Below are 21483 nucleotides of genomic sequence, written 5' to 3'. Positions count from 1 at the left end.
CGACCACGCGACCTTCCTGCGGATCATCGACCGCACCGAGCAGCGCCTGCTCGCCCCCGCTCCCTGAGCGGGCTCTTGCGGTCGACCGGTCTGCCGCCCCCGGAACACCCGCGCGACCGAACCCCGGCCTCACCTTGTTCGTGGACACACAATGACGGCAAGGCGACGAAGAGATACCGCTGTTCCGACGTCAGGCGTCGAGCGCACGTTCCGGAGTTCTCACCAACGTCAGGTGCGAGGTGCGGCGCAACTCGAATCCGATGGAGAGATAGAGCTCGATGGCGCGCACGTTCGCGTCCGACGCATGCAGGAACGGCTCCTCACCGCGGGCGCGAATACCGTGACCGACCGCTCGAACCAGGTCGGTGGCCAACCCCTGCCCACGGAACGCCGGGTCGGTACAGACGGCACTGATCTCCGTCCACCCCGGTGGATGCATGCGCTCGCCTGCCATCGCGATCAGCGCGCCATCGCGTCGAACACCGAGGTACGTGCCGAGTTCGATGGTGCGGGGCAGGAACGGACCGGGCTCGGTGCGGCCCACCAGATCGAGCATCTCCGGGACGTCCGCTGCTGTCAGCTCGACCGCCTCGGCGAAGGGCCGCGTTTCCAGGTGCGTGCCGACGAGCTGCACCAGACCGAAGGTCTCCAGGTGCGACCACCCCTCGGGCAGTATGCGTTCCGGACCGTTCAGCCCGACGACGGTTCGTGGGCCGAACAGCGCAGCGATGTCGGCCCAGTCCTTGGGCTCGAGGACGTCGGGGTGCACCAGAAACGGAGACACCGCAGGATCGGCACGCATGATCCGTCCGCGCCGGACCGCGAACCGCGACAGTGGGCCCTCGAGGGAATTACGAACGGGATCGTCGAGAGGATGAGCAGACACGACAGACAGCGTCGCACGATCCAGCTCACGGCTATGCGTGCCGTCGGGCTCGTCACCAATACTTATACCGGTATCGTTGTTCGGCACACGGCGAAAGGCTCCACATGATCGAAATTCTTCCCCCCACCAAGATCCCCCTCGCGCGCGAATCCGGCGCCCTGGTGGCCGGAATTCTCCGAACCGTCCGCGAACGCGCCACAGTCGGCACCAACCTGCTCGAGATCGATCAGTGGACCAAGGACATCATCGAAGGAGCCGGGGCGACGTCCTGCTACGTCGACTACGCGCCGTCCTTCGGCCGCGGCCCGTTCGGCCACTATATCTGCACTTCCGTCAACGACGCTGTGCTGCACGGCCTTCCACACAATTATGCGCTGGCCGACGGCGATCTGCTGACGCTGGACCTGGCCGTGATCCTCGGCGGCGTCGCAGCGGATTCGGCCATCAGTTTCGTCGTGGGCGAGAACAAGCCAGCCAACGCTCTCACGATGATCGACGCCACCGAGCGAGCGTTGGCTGCGGGAATCGAAGCAGCTGGACCGGGCAACAAGATCGGCGATATCTCCCACGCCATCGGCACGGTGCTCAGCGCTGCCGGTTACCCGATCAACATGCAGTTCGGCGGCCACGGCATCGGCTCGACGATGCACCAGGATCCCCACGTCTCCAACTCCGGACGGCCCGGCCGCGGCTACCGCCTACGCCCGGGCTTGATGTTGGCACTCGAGCCGTGGGTCATGGAGGACACCGCCGAACTCGTCACCGACCCCGACGGCTGGACCCTGCGGAGCACGACGGGATGCCTCACCGCGCACAGCGAGCACACCGTGATCATCACCGACGACGGTGCAGAGATCATGACGTTGCCGAAATCCTGAGTCGACGGCCACGGGGTCAACCGTTGCGATCACGGTGAGTGGATCCCTGGCGGAACTGCCGATAGCCGACGAGCCTGTGTCTGTGAGCGAGAACTGTCGCCGCTCCCGCTGACCATCCGTCCAGCACCCTTGCCACAGGAGCTATCCATCATGAGCACCGGAGCGACCGTCGTCGTCCGCATCTCCGATTCCGGCACGGCGTCCCTGCAGGGACTGACTCGCCCACAACTGCATGCACTCGCCGATGCCCTCCGCAGCGCCGCCAAGAGCTACGCCCCGCACGCGAAGATCCTGACGCGCTTCGATGTACGCGTGAGCGATCTCAACGCTCCCCTGGTGATCGATCTGCCTGCCCGCGATGTGATCCTCGGCGGCAGGAGCGTTCGGCTCTCCCCCACCGAGTTCGAGATATTCGCCTACCTGGCGCGGCACCCTCGGGTCGTGGTCGGACGATCCGAACTCGGCACCTCCGACGGCGGACGCAGTGTCGACGTCCACCTCTCCCGAGTGCGCACCAAACTCGGTCAGTTCGGTCGACTGATCACCACGGTCCGGGGAACCGGCTATCGCTTCGACCCGGAACCGGGAATCCGCGTCATCACGCAACCGACGGTATTGCGCAGCGCCTGAGAGTTATTGCGACAGAGCAGCAGCTCTGCGGCGACGCTTCCGCCGGACCACCACGAACACCAGCAAGGCAAACAGAACCACGGCAATGAGGGCCCCGAGGGCCGTAGCGCCGCGGAAGCCAGGCGCGCTGGTGTCGAGGGTGCGTTCGCCGGCATGAGCGGCGTTGCTGGTTCCGAGAACGATCGTGAGCGTCAACAGGTTCGGGATGGCCGTGACGACGGCCAGGATGACCGAGCCGATCGCCAATTGCTTTCCCGCCCTGCCCTTCCGAACCGACCAGGCGCTCCAGAAGAACACCAGCGGCGCGAACGTGCAGACGATGCCGAACAGCAGGCCCCACAGAATGCCCTTGGTGAACGTGCGGTCGGCCAGGGTCTCCACCCGCAGACTCCACCAGCGCGGAAGGAACGCTGCCAGGATGAAGTAGGCGATCAACAGCAGGACGATGCCGGCTCCGACGAGAATGCCCCGCCTCTTCCAGTTCGCCGAGCTGGTCGACGGTGCGGGCGTGGTCGGATCGGCAGTCATGCCGACAATCGTAGAGCCTGCACAGCAGTGCCCCGGTCGTGTCGAGACCCGATCGTTAACTGAAAAGGTCCGCGAAGACGAAACCTAGGTCCGGCGGGCCGAGATTTCGACCAGCGGGCTCTTGCCGGATTCGCGTCCCTCGGAAGCAGTGCGATACGGCCACAGAGCTCGTGCCAGTAGACCGACCGACAGTCCGATCCACATCCATGCCAGATCGCGTTGTAGGAACGCAAGTGCTGCACCGACAAGCCTGAGCACGGAGCCGATCCCAATCGAGCTGCCCGTGTTGAGCGCATCGGCCGCCGAACGAGAATCCTCGACCTCGAAGACGGAGGAGACTTCCGAGCGAACTGCCGCAGGACCGCCTGAGCGCCGTCGATACCGGCCGGGCCGACAACCCCGCGATGCCTGACGACTCGAGCGGCCGAGACCTCACACCCCTTATGCCGACCGATCACCCTTGATCTGACCCGAGTTCGAGTGATCGGTCGGGAGAAAGGGTGTGAAGTTACCCGAACAATCAGGGAATCAGGACGAACTTCCCGCGAGGGTGTGCCGTCTGCAGTTCGGCGTGCGCCCTGGCGACGTCATCGAGTGGGAAGGTCTTGGCAACCGTCACCTCGAACACCCCCGCACCCGCCTGCTCCAGCAGCACCGGGGAGGCGAGGCGTCGACGCTCCATGCTCGCCGGCCCACCGACGGTCGAAAACCCGTCTGCCGAGGCCCGCCCGAAGGCTGCCGTCGTCACCAATCTTGCTCGATCCGTGAGCAATTCGAGAGACACGTCGATGGCCTCTTCGGTGCCCACCGTGTCGATGGCTGCGTCGATGCCGTTCGGTGCGGCCGCCCGCACGCGGTCCAGCAATCCGTCGCCGTACTCGACCGGCTCGACCTCGAAGGCACGCAGCGCTTCGTGATTCCGAGCGCGAGCAGTCCCGATGACGGTGGCACCACGCGCCGTCGCGAGCTGAGCCACCACAGATCCGACACCGCCCGCAGCCCCGTGCACGAGCACCGTGTCGCCGCTCTTCACGCCGACGGATTCCAGTGCGTCGTAGGCTGTTCCGGCAACGGCCAGCACCCCGGCGGCGACCTCCCAATCCAGATTCGCCGGCTTCGGGAACACGAAGCGCGCGGGCGCGAGAATCTTCTCGGTGTACGTGCCGTTCACGCCGGAGACGATCACCTCGTCGCCGACGGCTATCGAACCGCCCGGGCCCTCGACAGTGCCGCCGACTGCCACCACGATTCCGGACGCCTCACTGCCCAGGGCGATCGGGAGCTTCGATTCGTCGGTGCCGAACGCACCGCTGTAGCTCTTGAAGTCGAAGGGATTGACTCCGATCGCCTTCAGCTCGACCAGAACCTCGCCCTCGGAGGGTTCGGGTAATTCTCGTTCGACGATCTCGACGACTTCCGGACCACCGTAGGACGCTGCAACTGCTGCTTTTGTCATGCAAAGCACAACGACCGACACGGTGGAGAATGTTCCGGTCAGACCCTCATTGTCCGACGACTCAGACGGCCACGGACAGCTGGTTTCGTTCGTCCCGATCCAGGACCGAACCTGCGCGGTGAAGAACGGCACTCGGCTCCGGCAGGTTCGCGCGCTCGACCCAATAGTCGATTGTTTCCCGGCCTGCCTCGAACTGCGCGAGCATCTCCAGACACAGCCATGACACGACCGAGAAGTCCGGCTCCACTCCGTCGAGCCCTGTCAGTGCCACTTCTTCTGCCACCGAGAGCAGCGCACGATCGGTCTCGGAACAACTCCGATCGAGCCATGCCGCAGCACGACGAAGAAGTGCCCAATCCAACTGGGGCACAGCCTCGGTCGCCGACTGCCTACACAATTCTGCCGTCGCAGCGAGCACATCCGCAACCGGACTCGACACCGCACCGTCCCATTCGACGAGCAAGCCTCGCTCCGAATCGATCATGTCTGCCATGTAGTGCCAGCGGACGGGAATTGCCGCGCCTTGGGGCCACAATTCCGTCATCCCGAACTGAAGTCGGGCGATCAGTTCCCTCGGTGAACTGCACGAAGCGGCGAAGCGAAAAGCGTCGTTCATGTCGATCATCCCCACTGGGTCAACACTCAGCCAACGGACACCGGCTCGGAATCGAGCTCGGGAGGTGCTGCAATGCAGTGGCGTCTGTCGCCGAACAAGCAACGCTGCTGTGGTCGTTACGTCTGCCTTGCCCGTTATTGAACGCCGTGACCAGCGCACGCGCGACTCGGCGTTACCGGAAATCGACAACGTCACAATTTTCCCGACCTACCGCCGAGCCGAACGCGCGAGTGGAGCCTGCGGAATGGGCGAGTAGGTAAAATACGGAGGTGAGTGAAATCGATAAGCCTCAGCAGTGGACGTATCTGATGGACATGGACGGCGTGCTCGTCCACGAGGATCATCTGATTCCCGGTGCCGACACGTTCCTCGCCGAGTTGCAGGCCAACGAGATTCCGTTCATCGTGTTGACGAACAATTCGATTCGCACCCCTCGTGACCTGCGCGCACGTCTCGCATTCACCGGTCTGGACATTCCGGAGAAGTCGATCTGGACCTCCGCTCTCGCCACCGCGACGTTCCTTGGCAATCAGCGACCCGGAGGCAGCGCATACGTCGTCGGCGAGTCGGGTCTGACGACGGCCCTGCACGACATCGGCTACACCCTCACCGATTCGAGCCCCGACTACGTGGTACTCGGCGAGACTCGGACCTACTCGTTCGAGGCCATCACCACCGCCATCCGCCTCGTCGAGAAGGGTTCGCGCTTCATCGCCACCAACCCCGACGCCACCGGACCGTCCCGTGAGGGCTCGCTGCCTGCGACCGGTTCGGTTGCCGCGCTGATCACCAAGGCCACCGGTAAAGAGCCGTACTACGTGGGCAAGCCCAACGCGTTGATGATGCGTTCGGCGCTGCGTGCGATCGGTGGCCATTCCGAGAACACGCTGATGATCGGCGACCGGATGGACACCGACGTGCTCTCGGGCCTCGAAGCCGGACTGCAGACCATCCTGGTTCTCACCGGCATCTCGACGGTCCAGTCCGTCGAGCAGTACCCGTACCGACCGACCAAAGTCCTCGATTCCGTCGCAGACCTGGTGGGCCGCACGCAGAACCCCTTCTGATGACTCTCGAATTCGTTCTCTCCCGTCAGGATCACCACGTGGTCGGCCTCGGCGTGCAGCAGAGCTTCCCCGATATCGCCGACGCAGTGGCCGCGGTGCGAGACGGCCGAAACGTCGTCGGCGCAATCCCTTTCGACATGTCCGACGCCACCGCGCTGATCGAGCCGGAGGAGTTCTACCGCCTCGACGGGCCGTGGGCGACGGTCGATGCTCTCCCGCCATTGCCGACCGTGACCGTTGCGCGGCAGATTCCCGATCCGAGCGTTCACGTGCAGCGAGTCCGGGATGTCGTCGAGCAATTGAAAGCCGGTGTGGCCGAGAAGATCGTGCTGGCGCGGGCTATCGAGGTGACCGCGGAGTCGCCGATCGACCCTGTCTCGGTGCTGAGCGCGTTGGTCTCCCGGGATCCGATGGGCAACGGATTTCTGGCGGACCTGTCTTCCACTGGCGATTCGGGTGGGCACATCGTCGGCTCGAGTCCCGAGTTGCTGGTTCGCAAGCGCGGCAATATCGTCACCTGCCATCCGTTCGCGGGAACTGCAGCACGGTCGACCGACCCCGACGAGGAAGCGCGCATCTCCACGGCGTTGGCGGCGAGTGCGAAGGATCAGGCAGAACATCGCTTCGTCGTCGACGAGATCAGGGCTGCGTTGACGCCGTTCTGCGAGACGCTCGAGGTGCCCGAGTCGCCGCAGTTGAGCAGTACTCCGCAGCTGTGGCACTTGTCGACGCCCATCGTCGGAACGCTGGCCGATCCCGCGACGTCGGCGCTCGACCTGGCGCTTGCGCTGCACCCCACCGCCGCCGTCGCCGGGGTGCCCCGAGCTGCGGCGATGGACACCATCGACAGCGTCGAGGGATCCCGCGGCTTCTACGCCGGGGCCGTCGGATGGACCGATGGCAGCGGTGACGGCGAGTGGATGGTCACCATTCGCTGCATCGAACTTTCGGCCGACGGGCTGACCGGAACGGCCACCGCAGGTGGCGGCATCGTCGCGGATTCGGATCCCGACGCCGAACTCGACGAAACCACAGCGAAATTCAGAACCGTGCTCAGCGTCTTCGACCGCTGATTCGATCCGGTCCGCACAACATCTACGCCTCGCGCAGAAATCCACGCCCGCCGAACGGGGTGTGGATCTGCACGCGGGGCGTAGATTCGTCCGCTGCGCCGACTACTTCAGGGCCTGGTCCAGATCTCCGATCAGATCCTCGGTGTCCTCGAGGCCGATCGAGATGCGTACGACGCCGTCGGTGATCCCCACTGCCGCACGACCTTCCGGACCCATGGCGCGGTGCGTGGTGGTGGCCGGGTGGGTGATGAGCGACTTCGAGTCACCCAGGTTGTTCGAGATGTCGACGATGCGCAACGCGTCGAGCACCTCGAAGGCACGCTTCTTGGCCTCGCCCTCGGGAGCATCGAGCTCGAACGTGACGACGGTACCGCCGCCCGACATCTGCGACTTCGCCAGCTCGTACTGCGGATGTGACTGCAGGAACGGATATTTCACCCAACGCACCGCAGGGTGAGATTCGAGGAACTCGGCGATCTGCAGCGCGGAGTTCACCGAATGCCGCACTCTTACCGGCATCGTCTCCAGTCCCTTGAGCAGCGTCCACGCGTTGAACGGGCTCAGCGCCGGACCGGTGTGCCGCATCAGGGTCTGCACCGGACCGTCGATGTACTCCTTCGATCCGAGGATCGCACCGCCGAGCACCCGCCCCTGACCGTCGATGTGCTTGGTGCCGGAATACACCACCACGTCGGCACCGAGTTCGAGGCTGCGCTGCAGCAGCGGCGTCGCGAACACGTTGTCCAGCACCACAGTTGCGCCGGCGGCATGAGCCATCTCGGAGACGCGTCGAACATCGACCAACGACTGCATCGGGTTGGACGGGGTCTCGAAGAACACCGCCGTCGTCGGCACCGACAGGGCCTGCTCCCACTGCTCGAGGTCCTCGCCGTCGACGAAGACGGTCTCGACGCCCCAGCGCGGCAGGATTTCGTTGCAGACCACGAAGCACGAGCCGAAAAGGCTACGCGCAGCAACCAATCGGTCACCGGCCTTCAACAGCGCACCCAGCGCGGTGAACACCGCCGACATTCCACTCGAGGTACCGAAGCACGCCTCGGCACCCTCGATCAGGCGCAGTCGCTCCTCGAACATCTTGACCGTCGGGTTGCCGTAGCGCGAGTACACGAAATGATCGATGTCTCCGGTGAACGCCTGTTCGGCGGCTCCGGCACTCTCGTACACGAAACCCGAAGAGAGATAGAGAGCCTCGGCGTTCTCGTCGAAGCCCGATCGCATCAGACCACCGCGAACGCCCAGCGTTCCCAGACCCACACCCTCGGGTAACGGCTTGTCGAAACCCCCGCCTTTCGGATTCCCGCTCACGACTGCCTCCAAGGCAACCCGACCGCACGCCACCCCGTGGCTCCGCGGTGGCCGTCGGCGTCGGTGGCACCTTCGAAACCGTCGAGCACGTTGTAGGACGGGCCGATTCCCGCAGCGGTCGCGGCTTCGGCGGCACCGATGGATCGCTGACCGGAGCGGCACAGGAACACCACCGGCCGATCGCCGTCCACGCCTGCGGCTTTCAGGTCGTCGACGAAGTTGGCGTTGCGGGCACCGTCGGGAAAGCTGACCCACTCGATCAGGTGCGTCGGGCGGTCGATGCCGGAGGTGTCCGGGACACCGACGTACTGCCACTCGGCGCGCGTCCGAACATCCACGAGCACGGCCTCGGGGTTGCTCTGCAACAACTCCCAGGCAGCTTCCGGGGTTATGTCACCTGCGTAGGTCACTTGATCAGCCTTCCGTCACTCGCTTTTTCGACATCACACACGTACCGGTCAGACATTGCACACCAACCACTTGTCGTCCACACGAACGAAATTCCACACGTCGTCGGTCTGCACTCCGGATTTCTCTTCCTTCAGCGGGACCGTGACCATTCCGCGGTCGCCGTTGACCTGGTACTCGGTCGGCACACCGTCGATGGACGTCTCGCCGTTGCGCTCGACCTCGCCGGCCCGATCGGTTCGGTACTGCGCGTCGTCACCCGGAATCAGGCGCTCGACCTGATCGAAGCAGGTGTTCTGACGCAGCAGCTCCGCGTTACCGGTGTTCTGCGCTTCGAGGAACCCGTCGAGGCTGTCGGTGAGCAACTGGGCCTGCGTCACGTTGTCCTCCGCGGGAGCGAACTTCGAGGCCGCGAAGATGCCGACGAGCAAGACGACGACGATGCCCACGGCGATGATGAACGGCCACGCGTTGGGCGGACGCTGCTCACCGGACTCGGCAGCCGCCCGGGATGCGTTGTTGCGCGCTTCCTCACGACTGTCGACCCACTGCTGCCTACGTTCACTCCACGACGCCATGAAGCCAATCTTCCTCGATCCGACGGGTCCGCGTTCAGCTGGGGCCTCTCAGCGAGAGGGGCCGACGGGGATGTCTCCACGCAACGTGATGCGGTGCATCTTGCGGTGCTCGGTGCCGTAGTCGCGGTTGGCGTAGTGCGAGGTGCTGCGGTTGTCCCACAGCACCAGGTCGCCCAACCGCCAGCGGTGCCGCACGATGTGCTCGGGTTTGGTCAGGTGCGCGTACAGCAGATCCAGGATCCCGCGACTCTCGGCCTCCGACACACCCACGATGTGAGAGGTGAAACCCGGATTGACGAACAACCCCTTGCGGCCGGTTTCCGGATGGACCCGCACGACGGGATGTTCGACGGGGACCAGCGCGGTGACTTCCTTGCCGTCCCACACGTTGCCTTTTCCGCCGCGCTTCTGCGCGAGGTAGTAGCCGAATTCACGGTTGCCGTCGTGAATTGCCGTGAGCCCGTCGATCATTCGACGTACGGGCGCGGACAGCGATTCGTACGCGAGCTGGCTGTCGGCCCAGTTGGTGTCGCCGCCGTGCGGTGGCAGGACGACGGGCCGCAGGATCGAACCCAGCGGCGGACGTTCCATGAACGTGACGTCGGTGTGCCAGACGTCGGCGAATCCGTTGTCCTGACTGTCGAGCGCGTAGACCTCGGGGGCGACGTGGCCGCTGTCGTGCACCGGGTGGCCTGCCGTCAGGTCGCCGAGTCTGCGACCGAATTCGACGTGTGCCGCGTCGTCGAGCGTCTGCCCGCGCAGCACCAGAACCTTGTGCTCGACGAGGGCTCGGCGCACGGCGTGAATCTGCGCATCGGACGCCGCGGCGACGTCGAGGCCGATGACCTCGGCACCGAACGACGGGCCGAGTTTGTCGAAAGTGAGCGTGACGGGCTGTTCCAGAGTGGTCATGTGTCCTCGAATCTGTGCACGGCAGATGGGCTGATTCAGGCAGCGCTGCCGTCGAGAGAGGGGTCCCGTCCTGTTCAGGGAGGGGGAAGGGCGTCGGGTCTTGTCACCGACAACACATGTTGGTGCAGGTACGACAGAAGTCGACGGTGAACCGTCGGACCAGGTATGTCGTCTCCACAGAGCAATTCCTACCGGAAACCGGGAAATCCGGCAAGTTGCCCACTGCCCCAGCTCAGGTTGTCCTTAATTTATGCTGGGGTGTCCGCACTTCCCTCGAAGAAGGTAGCTCGCTGCACATGACTGATCAGACTCGTCCACTCCGCGTCGCCATCGTCGGTGCCGGACCGGCAGGCATCTACGCCGCCGACGCGCTCATGAAGTCCGACCACAATGTCAGCGGACCGGGCGTCAGCATCGACCTCTTCGAGCGCATGCCCGCGCCGTTCGGGCTCATCCGCTACGGCGTCGCCCCCGACCACCCACGCATCAAGGGCATCATCACCGCCCTGCACAAGGTGCTCGACAAGCCTCAGGTCCGCCTGCTCGGCAACATCGACTACGGCACCGACATCACGTTGGACGACCTGCGCCGCTTCTACGACGCCGTCATCTTCTCCACCGGAGCCAACGCCGACCGCGCACTCAACATCCCGGGTATCGACCTCGACGGCAGCTACGGCGCCGCCGACTTCGTCTCCTGGTACGACGGCCACCCGGACGTGCCGCGCACCTGGCCCCTCGACGCCGAGAAGGTCGCCGTCCTGGGCGTCGGCAACGTGGCCCTCGACGTCGCACGCGTCCTCGCCAAGACCGGTGACGAACTGCTCCCGACCGAGATCCCCGCCAACGTCTACGAGGGCCTCAAGGCCAACAAGGCCATCGAAGTACACGTCTTCGGCCGTCGTGGACCGGCTCAGGCCAAGTTCACCCCGCTCGAACTCCGCGAGCTCGACCACTCCCCCAACATCGAGGTCATCGTCTCCCCCGAGGACATCGACTACGACGAGGGCTCCGAGCAGGCCCGCCGCAGCTCCAAGCAGATCGACATGGTCGCCAACACCCTGCAGGACTGGGCGATCCGCGACGTCGGCAAGCGCCCGCACAAGCTGTTCCTGCACTTCTTCGAGTCCCCCCACGAGGTTCTCGGAGACAACGGCAAGGTCGTCGGCCTACGCACCGAGCGCACCGAACTCGACGGCACCGGCAACGTCAAGGGCACCGGCAAGTACAACGACTGGGACGTTCAGGCCGTCTACCGCGCCGTCGGCTACCTCAGCCAGAACATCAGCCAGCTCCCGTTCGACGAGCAGGCAGGCACCATCCCCAACGAGGCCGGACGCGTCGTCGAATCCCCCTCGTCCACCACACCGGTTCCCGCCACGTACGTCACCGGCTGGATCAAGCGCGGACCCGTCGGCCTCATCGGTCACACCAAGGGCGACGCCAACGAGACCGTCGCGAACCTGCTCGAGGATGCGCCGAACTTCGTCGGTGCGGCCGAGCCGGATCTGGACGCGGTCACCTCGTTCCTCGAAGGCAAGCAGGTCCCCTTCACCACCTGGGACGGCTGGTACCGCCTCGACGCCCACGAACGCTCCCTCGGCGAACCCGAAGGCCGCGAACGAGTCAAGGTCGTCGAGCGTGAGGACATGCTGAAGGCATCCGAGCCCGACAAGGCCTAGAGCGGCTGCGCCGCATGTGAGCGGAACTTCGACCCCTGCTACGAAGTTCCACTCACATGCGCGGAGCGCTCTACACCCGCACTGCCAGCAGCTTTCCCTCGGTCTCGATCCTGCGCTGATGCTCGTTGAAATCCGGTGCAGCGCAGACGAACAGCGTGCGACCGTCGGATCCGCCGAGTCCGCAGGCGAAGACCCCGAGATCGAAATCGAGCTGCTGAAGAATCTCTCCGCCCGGTGCCACGTGCAGCACTCGCTGCCCCAGCGCGTCGGCGATCCAGATGGTGCCGTCGGTGTCGATGCAGCAACCGTCGGCCGCCACCTTCACCTCGCCCATGGCCGTAGCCATGTCCGTCGACGACGGCAGCTCACCGAATTTCGCCCAATCGCGACGCTCCCCCAGCGACCCGTCCTCGGCGATTTCGAAGGCACTGACCCTGTTGCCGACCGTCTCGTCGACGAGCAGTTGCCCCGACGCCGTGAACGCCATCCCGTTGGGGAAGTACAGATCCGACGCCACCACGTGCGCGGAACCGTCCGGGTCGACGCGAATCAGATCGGCCGTCTCTACGGGCGCGAAGTTCATCAGATCGAACCCGAAGTTACCGATGTACGCACGGCCCTGCGCGTCGACGAGCATGTCGTTGAGGTTGGCCTTCACGTACGTCGACAGATCGGCGTGCACGGTCAGTGAGCCGTCGTGCTCACGCAGCAGCAGCTTGTAGTCGCGCATCGACACGATGAGCAGCCGCCCGTCGGGCAACCATCCCAGGCCCGACGGCTGATTGGGTACTTCGGCTTCGACTCGTACGTCGGAGCCGTCCTCGAGGGCGGACACGACGCGATAGGAGTAGAAGTCCGATACCCAGATCCTCCCCTCGTGCCAGCGTGGACATTCGAAATAGGTGTATCCGTCGAGAACGACAGTGGTCTCCGGTTTCATGTTTCGAATTCAAACACCGCGAACGGTGGCCGCGACGCCGAATGGGTGAGCTGGCATGCTGGGGGCCGTGTTCGACGCCCACCTACACATCATCGACCCGAAGTTTCCGCTCATCGAGAACCACGGTTTCCTGCCCGATCCGTACACCGTCTCGAACTACCTCTACGACGTCGACGGGCTCGGTATCACCGGCGGCGCAGTGGTCACGGGGTCATTCCAGGGCACCGATCAGAGCTTCCTTCTCGCTGCGTTGGAGACTCTGGGACGCGGCTGGGTCGGCGTCACTCAGATCGATCCGGAATGTTCCGACGAGGACATCGTGGCACTGAACGACGCGGGCGTGCGGGGAATGCGGTTCAATCTCAAACGCGGCGAGACGGATCTGCAGATGCTCACCGTTCAGGCGCGTCGTGTCCACGATCTGGTGGGGTGGCACGCGGAGCTGTACGTCGATGCGTCCCTGCTGCTCTCGCTCGAACCCGTCCTCGCGAAACTGCCGGCGGTGAGCATCGATCACCTGGGACTCTCGACACAGGGTCTGCCGTACCTGCTCGATCTCGTCGACCGCGGAGTACGCGTCAAGGCAACGGGATTCGGCCGGGTCGATCTCGATATCGCCGACACCCTGCAGCAGATTCACCGGGTCAATCCCGCGGCGTTGATGTTCGGCACCGATCTACCGGGCACCCGCGCCCCACGCCCGTTCTCGGCGAACGACATCGACATCATTTCTCACGCCGTCGGCGGCGATCTCCCGGCGGTGCTCGACGGCAACGCCCGGGCTTGGTATCGGGTCCCTTGATTCAGCAGGGCCCCTGACCTAGACGAACACTGCGCCGCCGAGCCACACCGCCGAGGCGAGCAGGGCACCGAACAGTTCCACCAGAATGGACAGACCAGCGGCCTTGGTGGCGTGCACGGTGGATCTCCATGCCTCGGAATGGTTTCGATGCCTGGGCACTTCCGCCACGTAGACGCCGGCGATGAAGCCGACGAACAGGCCGAGGACGGGGATGACGAAAAATCCGACGATGCCGAGCAGTCCGCCGATCATCAGCGATCGCGTCGGCACACCCGCCTCCCGCATGCGCCGCCCGGGCCAGGTGTATTTCACGACGCCGCTGATCACCAGCAGCACCGTCGCGATCGCGAAGACTGTCCACGCGGCGGCTCCGCCGGTGACCCACGCCCACACTGCGACGGCCCCGAAGATCAGGATGGTGCCCGGCAGAATCGGGACGACGATACCGACGAGGCCGACCAGAATCACCAGGCCGACTAGGACTTCTCCGAGCGCACTCATGAGCTCAGTGTGCCCTGTGTCCGGTCAGACGACGGGACGAACCTTGCCCGCTGCCTCGCGTGCCCGGCTCCGTGCGGTGTCGATATCCGACGCCGTCGACACCGCCACTCCCATCCGACGCCGGACGAAGCTCGTCGGCTTGCCGAACAGACGAAGATCGGTCTCGGGAACCGCCAACGCGTCGGCGACGCCGTCGAAGTGAATGCCCTCCGCATCGACGCCGCCGTAGATGACCGCAGACGCACCGGGCGAGAGCAGCGGCGTGTCGATCGGCAGACCCAGAACTGCCCGGGCATGCAGCTCGAACTCCGAGAACCGTTGCGTCCGCAGCGTTACCAGGCCCGTATCGTGTGGCCGCGGACTGACCTCGGAGAAATACACGTTGTCGCCCTGCACGAACAGTTCGACGCCGAACAACCCGCGCCCACCCAGGGCCGTCGTGATCCGCTCGGCGACATCGCGCGCACCGGCCAGGGCCGCGTCGGACATCGGCTGGGGTTGCCAGGATTCGATGTAGTCGCCGGATTCCTGCAGGTGCCCGATCGGCTCGCAGAACGAGGTTCCGTTCGCTGCTCGGACGGTGAGAAGCGTTATCTCGTAGTCGAAATCGACGAATCCCTCGACGATGACACGACCGAGGTCGACGCGGCCGCCCTTCAGCGCGTACTCCCACGCCGCCTCGACATCGGCCTCGCTGCGAACGACGGACTGCCCCTTGCCCGAAGACGACATGACGGGCTTGATGACCGCGGGAAAACCGATGGTGGACAGCGCTTCTCGCACGTCTTCCAGTGAATCGGCGAACGCATAGGGGGACGTCGGCAGCCCGAGCTCCTCGGCCGCGAGACGTCTGATGCCCTCACGATTCATGGTCAGCTGAGTCGCGCGAGCCGTCGGGATCACCACCGTCCGGCCCCGCGCTTCCACCTCGGCCAGGGCATCGGTGGCGATGGCCTCGATCTCCGGCACCACGAAGTCCGGCTGCTGCGAATCGATCAGCGCCAGTAGTTCTTCGGGGTTGCTCATGTCGATGGTGAACGCGTGATGGGCAACCTGGTGACCAGGGGCGTTGTCGTAGCGATCGACGGCAATCACCTCGACGCCGAGGCGCTGGAACGCGATGATCACCTCTTTGCCCAGCTCACCAGAGCCGAGCAACATCACCCGGGTGGCCCCGGGAGTGAGCGGAGTACCGATGCGGACGGGATCTGGGGCAGTCACAGCCCCATTATCCACACCCCGATCAGTTGGACGACCTAGTACAAGTTAGTCTCCATTCACATTCGCAGCTGACGAGTCGGAACGAGGCAACAACGTGTCGAACACTGGTGGACCGCTGACAGGGCTCCGCGTCGTCGAACTCGCGGGCATCGGGCCCGGCCCGCACGCCGCGCTGCTGCTGGCCGACCTCGGCGCAGACGTCGTACGCGTCCAACGCGCAGGCCAGGTGTCCCCGGACGACCATCAGCTGCGCAGCCGCACCATCGTCGAGGCGAACCTCAAGGATCCCGCCGACATCGAGAAGGTCCTCGGCCTGATCGAGCGCGCCGACGTACTGATCGAAGGGTTCCGCCCCGGCGTCACCGAACGCCTCGGCCTCGGACCCGACGACGCCCTGGCCCGCAACCCGCGTCTGGTCTACGGCCGGATGACCGGCTGGGGTCAGGAAGGCCCCTGGTCGCAGACCGCCGGCCACGACATCAACTACATCTCCGTCACCGGTGTGCTCAACGCAATCGGCCGCGAGGGCGAGCGGCCCGTGCCGCCACTGAACATGGTCGGCGACTTCGGCGGCGGCTCGATGTTTCTCGTCTTCGGCATCATGGCGGCGCTCTACGAGCGCCAGAGCTCCGGGCAGGGCCAGGTGGTCGACGCAGCGATGGTCGACGGCACCGCGGCACTCTCGCACATGATCTGGTCGTGGCGTGGCGTCGGAGCCTGGAGCGACGACCGTGGCACCAACCTGCTCGACACCGGCGCGCCGTTCTACGACACCTACGAGACCTCCGACGGCCAGTACATGGCAGTCGGCTCGCTCGAGCCACAGTTCTACGCTCAGTTGCTCACCGGATTGGGCCTCGCCGATGCGGACCTGCCGCCGCAGATGGACAAGTCGCGATGGCCCGAGCTGCGCGAGAAGTTCACCGCGACGTTCCTGTCCAAGACCCGCGACGAGTGGGCCGCGATCTTCGACGGCACCGACGCCTGTGTGTCACCGGTCCTCACCTTCGCCGAGGCACCGAATCACCCGCACATGAAGGATCGCGACTCGCTCATCGACGTCGGCGGCGTCACCCAGCACCGTCCGGCACCGCGGTTCTCCCGCACCGAAAACGGAGTCCCGACGCCACCGCCCTCCACCGCAACCGACATCGGCTCGGTCTGGAGCTGATTGCGCGTCGAACTCGAAGTTGTGGACGGATTTCGGCTGATTTCCGTCCGTAACTTCGAGTTCGCGGTCAGAAGACCAGCGCCGGTTGTTCCGATTCGGCGCTCGGGGCCAGTGCTCGATACGCCGCCGCCGTCGCCATCACCGCGGCCCGAAGCTCCTGCGGCTCACGGGTGTACGGCAGCCTGAGGTAGCGCTCGAAGGCACCCTCGACACCGAACCTCGGTCCCGCGGCCAGCACTGCGCCGAAGGCGGGAGCGGTGGCAGCGAGCGCACTCGACACCGGTGCAGGCAGCTGCAACCACAGCGACATGCCACCCTCGGAGCGTCGGTAACGCCAATCCGGAAGATGTTCGGCCAGAGCATCTTCGAGTACGTCTCGACGCTCACGCAGCTGAGATCGACGGAGCTCGAGCGCCGGTTCCGCGTCCTGCAGCAGGAACGAGGACGCCAACTGATCCATGATCGACGTGCCGAGGTCGTGTGCTGCCCGCGAGCCCGCCAGCTGCGAGACGAGCGACGGATGCGCCCTGATCCATCCGATGCGTAGGCCACCCCAGAACGACTTCGATGCCGACCCGATCGTGACGATATCGGACCCCGAGACCCGCCCGAACGACGCGACCGGTGGGGGTGGTGGGGCGTCGAGCCACAGATCCACCATGGTCTCGTCGACGATGAGCGTCATGCGCGTGTCACGGGTGATGCGGGCGAGCTCCGCTCGGCCCTCGGCACCCAGCACCTGGCCGGTCGGGTTGTGGAAGTCCGGAATCAGATACGCCACCTTGGCGGCGGTTTGCCTTGCGGCACTGCGGATCCCGTCGAGATCCCAGTCGCCGTCGGCCGGACGCACCGGCACCGGCACGGGACGGGCACCGACTCGCCTGATGGCTTCGAGCGCGTTGGGATAGGTCGGATGGTCGATCAGCACTCGATCACCGGGCGAGGTCAACGTGCCCAGCAACAGCCGGACTGCCTGCTGCGCACCGGAAGTCACCATGATCTGATCGGCCGTCGTCGGCAGGCCACGCTCGACGAAGCGTTGCGCGATGGCCTCCCGCAGCACCGCCAGACCGATGGGTTCCATGCCGTGCGTCGGCAGATACGTCGGAAGTGCCTGTAGCGCAGACTCGTACGCCGCGGTCATGGTGCCGTCCGCCGCTGCCATCGCCGCGTGGGACATGTCCACCACCGGACCCGACGGTGTCGTCGACTGAATCAATAGTCCATTGGGGGTGGGCGCTGCGGGCAGGGCGACGGTACTGCGCGATCCCTGCCTGCTGATCAGATAGCCCTCGTCGCGCAGGACCGAATACGAGGACGTGATGGTGGTACGACTGAGATCGAGAGCCGCCGACAGATCACGCTCACTGGGCAGACCGACACCGAGCGGAATGCGACCGTCGTGAATGAGAAGTCGAACGCCGTCGGCCAACGCCCGATACGTCGGACGCGACGCCTTGCGCCTGCCGGATCCGTCCGAGGACGCGTCGCCGCGCCAGCTGCCGAGATCACGGGCCAGTGACGCTGCATTGAGGACTCTCGAAGCCATGCTCACCAGTATTCGCCCACTGGTCTTCAACTTTCAAGTCCATTGCACTTTTCACTGGACTGCCGACCGAGGTCAGGTGGATACTGAACCGATGCCGAGTAGCACGATGTTCGACACCGCCATCGGCCGTTGCGGCATCACGTGGACCGATGACGGCGTGGTCGCGGTCGCCCTGCCCGAACCATCGGACGAGGCGATGACGGACTACCTCGCCGGCTTCGGTGCAGTCGAACGACCGGTCGACGCCCTCGCGGCCGACGCGATCGAGCGAATTGTCGCCCTGCTCGATGGACGTACTGTCGACATGAGCCCGATTCCGCTGGTGCTGGACGTCTCCGAGTTCGACGCCGCGGTGTACACCGTATGCAGTGGGATTCCCCGGGGCGCGACACTCACATCCGGCGACATTGCCCGCCGTCTCGGCCACCCCGGCGCAGCGCAGGCCGTAGGCGGTGCACTGGGACGCAACCCTGTACCGATCATCGTCCCGTGCCATCGAGTGCTCGGTGCCGGTACGGAAGTCGGCGGCTTTTCGGCACCGGGTGGTACGAATACCAAACAAAAGATACTCGGCATCGAGGGTGTACCGGGATTCGACGAGCCGAGATTGTTCTGAATTGCTGCCGGACCAGATGAAACTACTCGACCGAATAAATCGCCCGAAACAGGGAGCAAGAACGGGTTTCAGGCAGAAATGCCGAGTGCCGGGATAGGTTCATCGACCGCGGACACCAACACGGCTTCCGGTCCCGGACTGACATCGGATTCCTCGCTCCGACCGCCGATGGTGAATGCACCTACATCCGGCAACCACCCGATAGCTCCGCGCTGAAACAAGTTGTAGCGACCGGATCCGGTAGGCGTCGGACGCTCGTTGCTGATCGGATAGCCAAGTGCGCCATAGGGTCCCCCGTGGCCGAGATACCAGTCGAGGATCGGGCCGTGCACTTCGTGCGCGCCACCTTCGGGGAGAGCGAACACGGTCGCATGGGTGAATTCGAGCATTCCCCCACCCTCGGGGCCGAGCATGAATTCACCGGCCTGAGCGCCGATCCAAGGATGTTCGTATGCGAAGCGATCGAATTGGTAGCTGAAAACTTCCAACCCATTGTAATTTTCAGTCATTACTCGACCTTTCGTCGCCCGACCTGGCGACAATTATCCACGTCGAACAGCGGCGGCGCCTGACGAATAAGACATATATGTGAAATGGGCTAGTTCAGGAGCTCGAGAATATCGGCCGGAACGAGATCCGTCGCCGTCGGATCTATCACCGTTCGAGACCACGAACCGCCGCTGCTGTCGAGACGAACCAACTGATCGGGACCGAGCAGCCACAGCTGGTCTCCCGCCGACCAGTTCACGCCATAGCCGTATGCCTCACTGGACGTGGCGGGAGCGCTGTACTGGACTGCTCCGATGGCGTCGACGATCTGCAACGTCGGAACGCCGTCGATGTCGACGACCTGGGCAGTCGACGCACCCGACGGCGAGGTCACCGGGGCGGACAGAACCGCGGGAGAAGGCGGAGTGGTGGTGGTCGGCGGTGGGACGGTCGTTGTTGTCGTTGTCGGCGGGACGGTTGTCGTTGTTGCCGGAACTTCGACCGGCGGCGGAGCCGGGGACTCCTCGGTGAGCGACGGATCCGTCGTTGTCGGGGCCGGTGCGAGTGTCGACTCCGGAACGATAGACGTCACCGTCGGCGCGGGTTCGGTGGTCTCGGGCTCTACTGCCAAGGGGGCACTGCGAGCAGAGATGCCGGCGGCTACCGCGGAGCCGCACCGAACGCTGGGAAGGAGATTCAACGTAGACGTCGTCGATGCCATGTCCAACGTAAAGCCGGCACTCGGCGCGGACAGCCTGGTGCCGGACACTGTCTGCACTGTGAAGAGCCACGTTCCCGTCCTCGTGCCCAACAAGAGCCCGTTGGAAATGTCGACGGAAGTGCCCGACACGTTCTCGGTCCGATCAGCTTGCCCGTTCTGCGTTACCCTGGTGATCGTCCACCTGTACGTGAAACCTGTACCGGCGGACGCCCACGACATGGTGACGTAATTACCGATCACATTTATCAGGCCGCTGCGATTGTTGCAGTCTACCGATTGTGGCACCGGAAGAGGCAACGCCGTGGTGATGGTGCCGCTGAGGGCCGTCGCCCTATCTTGTCCCGCAGCAAGGGTTGTCGGAGTGTTCGAGGCACCGATACCCACGGCCGAGATGGTCGCCAACGTGAGCACCACCCCGAGGGTCGACGGCCCACGTCCGTGGGCACTGTGCCGCCCACTGCGCGATTCCTGCAGTCGATCGTCGTCGGGCTTCGCAGTGGACTCCGCATCGGACTCCACGCTGGGCCTACGAAAACCGAACGCAGTCATGAGAAGTGCGCCGACGGCGATGCCACCGATGAACACTGCGACCGGGCCGCTGAGCCAGCTGACCGCGTAACCGAGTTTCCCGACGCTGAAGAACACGCGATCGGCCTCTGACACCACGTAACTCTCGGCATCGGGCTCAGCGTTCGCGTCACCCTGAAGGAACAGCTGCGCGCTATCGGTTCCGACGGCCCCGATCTCGACCACGCGGTGGGTGATTCCTGCTCCCGACGAGTTGGTGACCTTGACGATGTCGCCGACCTCGATGTCCGCGACCGGAGTCGTCTTGCTCAGCGCCAGAGCGCCGGTGTCGATGGCGGGGGCCATGGACCCAGAGCGGAAGACCAAGGGGGTGATACCGAAGAACACGGCCGCGAGCGCAAAAAGCACACAGACGAGTCCGGCGACAGCGCCGACGGTCAGAACAATTTCGCGAAACAGGCGTGGGCGAGATCGGGTGCGGTCAGCGGAGGCGGCGTGGGTAGCGGACATGATCTACGTCGAAGTCGCGGTGATGGTGTACGTGATGGTACCGGTGGCAACGGGATTGGGCTGAGCTGTCCCGGCCGGCATGGTCACGCTGATGCACAGTTGGTCGGTCTGCCCAGCGATGACGGCCTCTGTCGGCCGCGCAATCAGTGACCGATTGAGACCTGGGAAGACCTTCGATGTTCCGAGTCCCGTCACCGTGCTGATCGGGCTTCCAGTACACACGCCGGACACAGGCGGGCCGGAGTGCACCGAAGAGTTGAGAAGATTCCCGAGAGTGGCATTGCTGGCCAGAACAGAAATGGTGTAGGAATTGGCGACTGAACCGACGTCGTTGGTCACCAGAAGCCCGGCCGCGACGGTATCTCCCGGCCAGATCGCAGGATTGGCCAGCGTCG

Annotated in this window: 23 protein-coding genes and 1 pseudogene; 8 read left to right on the top strand and 16 right to left on the bottom strand. The window is 64.8% G+C overall.

Translation table 11 applies throughout. The annotated features are described in order from the left end of the window. Positions 1–190: 190 nt before the first annotated feature. The gene (locus tag A2J02_RS22830) at positions 191–886 is read right to left on the bottom strand and encodes a GNAT family N-acetyltransferase (RefSeq protein WP_156516348.1); all 696 of its coding nucleotides are present in this window, start codon (positions 884–886) and stop codon (positions 191–193) included. 104 nt (positions 887–990) lie between these two features. Between A2J02_RS22830 and map the strand changes: the two genes are divergently transcribed. Together map and A2J02_RS22820 are read left to right on the top strand one after the other, a co-directional pair. Then, a complete protein-coding gene (map, locus tag A2J02_RS22825; RefSeq protein WP_068054008.1) occupies positions 991–1764 on the top strand; it encodes a type I methionyl aminopeptidase in 774 nt (257 codons plus the stop codon). A gap of 150 nt (positions 1765–1914) precedes the next feature. Further along, the gene (locus tag A2J02_RS22820; protein ID WP_068054007.1) at positions 1915–2394 is read left to right on the top strand and encodes a winged helix-turn-helix domain-containing protein; all 480 of its coding nucleotides are present in this window, start codon (positions 1915–1917) and stop codon (positions 2392–2394) included. A gap of 3 nt (positions 2395–2397) precedes the next feature. Here the strand turns inward: A2J02_RS22820 and A2J02_RS22815 are convergent, their stop codons facing one another. The 4 genes from A2J02_RS22815 to A2J02_RS22805 all read right to left on the bottom strand — a co-directional run bounded on the left by A2J02_RS22815 (position 2398) and on the right by A2J02_RS22805 (position 4994). Continuing rightward, entirely contained in the window at positions 2398–2922 is a 525-nt protein-coding gene (locus A2J02_RS22815) for a permease (RefSeq protein ID WP_068054006.1), read from the bottom strand. 84 nt (positions 2923–3006) lie between these two features. Beyond that, positions 3007–3180 (bottom strand): hypothetical protein, encoded by a 174-nt coding sequence (locus tag A2J02_RS27900; protein ID WP_156516347.1) that lies wholly within the window; start codon positions 3178–3180, stop codon positions 3007–3009. Positions 3181–3442: 262 nt separating this feature from the next. Then, positions 3443–4378: an NADP-dependent oxidoreductase gene (locus A2J02_RS22810; RefSeq protein ID WP_068054013.1), complete on the bottom strand. Its 936-nt coding sequence runs from the start codon at positions 4376–4378 to the stop codon at positions 3443–3445. 61 nt (positions 4379–4439) lie between these two features. Then, a complete protein-coding gene (locus A2J02_RS22805) occupies positions 4440–4994 on the bottom strand; it encodes a hypothetical protein (protein WP_156516346.1) in 555 nt (184 codons plus the stop codon). Between the two features lie 308 nt (positions 4995–5302). Between A2J02_RS22805 and A2J02_RS22800 the strand changes: the two genes are divergently transcribed. Together A2J02_RS22800 and A2J02_RS22795 are read left to right on the top strand one after the other, a co-directional pair. Next, positions 5303–6061, top strand: coding sequence for an HAD-IIA family hydrolase (locus A2J02_RS22800; RefSeq protein ID WP_068053998.1), 759 nt, complete (start codon positions 5303–5305; stop codon positions 6059–6061). Continuing rightward, positions 6061–7134: an isochorismate synthase gene (locus A2J02_RS22795; RefSeq protein ID WP_068053996.1), complete on the top strand. Its 1074-nt coding sequence runs from the start codon at positions 6061–6063 to the stop codon at positions 7132–7134. Before A2J02_RS22800 ends, A2J02_RS22795 begins: the two co-directional genes overlap by 1 nt. A gap of 102 nt (positions 7135–7236) precedes the next feature. On the opposite strand, the gene A2J02_RS22790 is transcribed toward A2J02_RS22795, so the two are convergent. The 4 genes from A2J02_RS22790 to A2J02_RS22775 are packed head-to-tail and all read right to left on the bottom strand — an operon-like array spanning position 7237 to position 10358. Beyond that, entirely contained in the window at positions 7237–8460 is a 1224-nt protein-coding gene (locus A2J02_RS22790; RefSeq protein WP_068054011.1) for an O-succinylhomoserine sulfhydrylase, read from the bottom strand. Continuing rightward, complete coding sequence (locus tag A2J02_RS22785; RefSeq protein WP_068053994.1) at positions 8457–8870, bottom strand: rhodanese-like domain-containing protein; 414 nt, start codon at positions 8868–8870, stop codon at positions 8457–8459. The genes A2J02_RS22790 and A2J02_RS22785 overlap by 4 nt, the downstream gene beginning before the upstream one ends. Before the next feature lie 48 nt (positions 8871–8918). Continuing rightward, entirely contained in the window at positions 8919–9446 is a 528-nt protein-coding gene (locus A2J02_RS22780; RefSeq protein ID WP_068053991.1) for an Rv0361 family membrane protein, read from the bottom strand. A 48-nt stretch (positions 9447–9494) separates the two neighbouring features. After that, positions 9495–10358 carry a TauD/TfdA dioxygenase family protein gene (locus A2J02_RS22775; RefSeq protein WP_068053988.1) on the bottom strand — a complete coding sequence of 288 codons (864 nt, stop codon included), beginning with the start codon at positions 10356–10358 and terminating at the stop codon, positions 9495–9497. 296 nt (positions 10359–10654) lie between these two features. Between A2J02_RS22775 and A2J02_RS22770 the strand changes: the two genes are divergently transcribed. Then, positions 10655–12040 (top strand): FAD-dependent oxidoreductase, encoded by a 1386-nt coding sequence (locus A2J02_RS22770; RefSeq protein ID WP_068053985.1) that lies wholly within the window; start codon positions 10655–10657, stop codon positions 12038–12040. A 70-nt stretch (positions 12041–12110) separates the two neighbouring features. Here A2J02_RS22770 and A2J02_RS22765 read toward each other — a convergent pair whose 3' ends face one another. Beyond that, the gene (locus A2J02_RS22765) at positions 12111–12980 is read right to left on the bottom strand and encodes an SMP-30/gluconolactonase/LRE family protein (RefSeq protein ID WP_068053983.1); all 870 of its coding nucleotides are present in this window, start codon (positions 12978–12980) and stop codon (positions 12111–12113) included. Positions 12981–13035: 55 nt separating this feature from the next. Here A2J02_RS22765 and A2J02_RS22760 point away from each other — a divergent pair, with 55 nt between their 5' ends. Further along, on the top strand, positions 13036–13782 hold the full coding sequence (locus tag A2J02_RS22760) for an amidohydrolase family protein (protein WP_068053980.1): 747 nt from the start codon (positions 13036–13038) through the stop codon (positions 13780–13782). Positions 13783–13800: 18 nt separating this feature from the next. On the opposite strand, the gene A2J02_RS22755 is transcribed toward A2J02_RS22760, so the two are convergent. Next, complete coding sequence (locus tag A2J02_RS22755; protein WP_068053977.1) at positions 13801–14283, bottom strand: DUF456 domain-containing protein; 483 nt, start codon at positions 14281–14283, stop codon at positions 13801–13803. Between the two features lie 24 nt (positions 14284–14307). Then, a complete protein-coding gene (gene purT, locus A2J02_RS22750; protein WP_068053975.1) occupies positions 14308–15504 on the bottom strand; it encodes a formate-dependent phosphoribosylglycinamide formyltransferase in 1197 nt (398 codons plus the stop codon). A gap of 94 nt (positions 15505–15598) precedes the next feature. Between purT and A2J02_RS22745 the strand changes: the two genes are divergently transcribed. Next, a complete protein-coding gene (locus A2J02_RS22745; protein WP_068053972.1) occupies positions 15599–16675 on the top strand; it encodes a CaiB/BaiF CoA transferase family protein in 1077 nt (358 codons plus the stop codon). 67 nt (positions 16676–16742) lie between these two features. Here A2J02_RS22745 and yczR read toward each other — a convergent pair whose 3' ends face one another. Continuing rightward, positions 16743–18224: a MocR-like transcription factor YczR gene (gene yczR / locus A2J02_RS22740; RefSeq protein ID WP_068053970.1), complete on the bottom strand. Its 1482-nt coding sequence runs from the start codon at positions 18222–18224 to the stop codon at positions 16743–16745. A 91-nt stretch (positions 18225–18315) separates the two neighbouring features. Between yczR and A2J02_RS22735 the strand changes: the two genes are divergently transcribed. Further along, entirely contained in the window at positions 18316–18840 is a 525-nt protein-coding gene (locus A2J02_RS22735) for a methylated-DNA--[protein]-cysteine S-methyltransferase (protein ID WP_068054010.1), read from the top strand. A 68-nt stretch (positions 18841–18908) separates the two neighbouring features. On the opposite strand, the gene A2J02_RS22730 is transcribed toward A2J02_RS22735, so the two are convergent. The 3 genes and pseudogenes from A2J02_RS22730 to A2J02_RS28445 form a co-directional block, all read right to left on the bottom strand. Next, entirely contained in the window at positions 18909–19349 is a 441-nt protein-coding gene (locus tag A2J02_RS22730) for an LGFP repeat-containing protein (protein WP_068053963.1), read from the bottom strand. An 89-nt stretch (positions 19350–19438) separates the two neighbouring features. Then, entirely contained in the window at positions 19439–21088 is a 1650-nt protein-coding gene (locus A2J02_RS22725; RefSeq protein ID WP_068053960.1) for a signal peptidase I, read from the bottom strand. Positions 21089–21091: 3 nt separating this feature from the next. Further along, positions 21092–21483 (bottom strand): annotated as a pseudogene (locus A2J02_RS28445) (hypothetical protein); the annotation flags it as partial.

Origin of the sequence: Rhodococcus sp. EPR-147 (assembly GCF_001647185.1) — a bacterium.
In the GTDB taxonomy this organism is placed as follows: Bacteria; Actinomycetota; Actinomycetes; order Mycobacteriales; family Mycobacteriaceae; genus Rhodococcoides.
This window is presented reverse-complemented; position numbering and strand designations above follow the sequence as displayed.